The sequence below is a fragment of the Paenibacillus uliginis N3/975 genome (assembly GCF_900177425.1).
GTDB lineage: Bacteria > Bacillota > Bacilli > Paenibacillales > Paenibacillaceae > Paenibacillus_AQ > Paenibacillus_AQ uliginis.
The window spans coordinates 2,970,568-2,972,368 of the sequence record NZ_LT840184.1; the positions used below are offsets into that span (position 1 = coordinate 2,970,568).

The window sequence follows — 1,801 nt, forward strand, 5'->3', positions numbered from 1 at the left end:
TGAACGTGCCACAGAAGCGATGAGCAGAACGAAAGAAATCACCATAGAGCAGAATAGTGCTGTAAAAGATACAGAGACGGCGTTTACAACCATTCGGGAATTGATGTATCAAGTAATTCACTCGATTAGCCAAATGTCGAATGAAGTGCAAAGGATGTCTACCTTGAAGGATGATGTTGTTCAATCCATTGAAAGTCTATCCGCAATTTCTGAAGAATCCGCAGCTGCGGCCGAAGAGGTAAGTGCTTCTACACAAGACCAATTGCAGGCGATCGATACGGTTTCGCAATCTGCAGAGGAATTAAGTCAATCAAGTAATGAACTGGAGCAGCTCGTTAAGAAATTTAAAATTTAAAATCTACTATACCGTTTTAAATGAATAACCTGAGCGAGAAATATTTGCTCAGGTTATTTAATTATTTTTGATAGTAGACGATATATAGTAATGGAGTTTTACTTAGTGTTCAGCTCTAGAATATAGCAACAACACTTATAACATCTGGGAGGAAACATCATGTTAAACAAATTGCAGAACAAACTTATTCTCATCTTTGCGTCATTACTTATTATTGTAATGGTCATCTCGCAGTTAGTAACAGGAAACGAAATGTCTAAAAACATTAAAGCAAAATTAGACATAGAAGGAGCGGGACACGCTGAAACGTTAACGAAAATGACGGAATTACGCATAACCAATTATGGGATAGATCTTTTAGTTTTCAGTGAAGATCCACGTATTAAAGCACTGATACAAAACAATGAAGAGACTTTAACCCCTGAAATACAAGATGAAATGGTCAATTATATAAAGGTGAAGCCGGAAGTTTCCTCTATTTATATGGCAAGTTCATCGAAGCGTATGTATGATCCCGATACATCTAAGACATATGATGAAAGCTATGATCCAGCCGAAAGACCTTGGTATCAAATAGCTAGCGAGAATCCGAAAGAAGTGCAGTTTACGAAAGTATATTTAGATAGCTCCAATCAAATGAAAGTAGCTGCCTCAAAAGCAATTGTGGAAAATGGTCAAGTGATAGGTGTGATCGGACTTGATTTACCTTTGGATACGGTGACCAACCAAATCAATGAATTAAATTTAGGATACAATGGATATGGCTTTATTGTGGATGCTGAAGGAAATGCGGTCGTTCATCCAACAGATGCAGGAAAGAATGTGAGAGAAAAGCCGTATATAGATAAAATGTATCAGAAAGACGTTGGCAAAGTGTTATATACAGAGGGTAATACAGAGATAATCATCTATTATGAAACGATGGAAAACACGAATTGGAAAATTGGGGTAGTTTATAAAGAAGCAGAGTTATCAAAACTCATTAATCAAATTCTACAATTGAATACGCTGATTACCCTTATTGCAATTGTGATAGTCAGTGTCGTTGTTTATGTAATAGCTCGTTATTTCACAAAACCAATTGTGCAGTTAACGAAACAGGTACAGTTAATGGCCGAAGGAGATTTAACCGTTCAAGGGGAGGTAAGATCCAAGGACGAAGTCGGCCAATTAACAGGTCACTTTAATGAGATGGTGCAAAAAATGCGCGAGGTTCTATCTAAAGTTGTCGATTCCTCCGGGAAATTGTCGGATTCGGCGGTAAGTCTGAGTGCAGTTTCAGAGGAAACGAAGGCAACAAGTGAAGAAATTGCCCATGCGATGTCGGACGTGGCCGAAGGATCGGTAGAAGGTGCGAGCAATCTTGATAATATGCAGCGCGTGACAGGTGATCTGGATTCACAGTTTACATTAATCGAAGAAACAATGGGTGATATGCAGATTAAA

At 38.3% G+C, this 1,801-nt stretch carries 1 protein-coding gene and 1 pseudogene; both read left to right on the forward strand.

Going from position 1 to position 1,801, the window contains the following annotated elements; genetic code table 11:
- A pseudogene (locus B9N86_RS13930) lies at positions 1 to 355 on the forward strand (methyl-accepting chemotaxis protein); the annotation flags it as partial.
- A 159-nt stretch (positions 356 to 514) separates the two neighbouring features.
- The coding region (locus B9N86_RS13935) for a PDC sensor domain-containing protein (protein WP_208919806.1) at positions 515 to 1,801 on the forward strand (1,287 nt) is incomplete at its 3' end.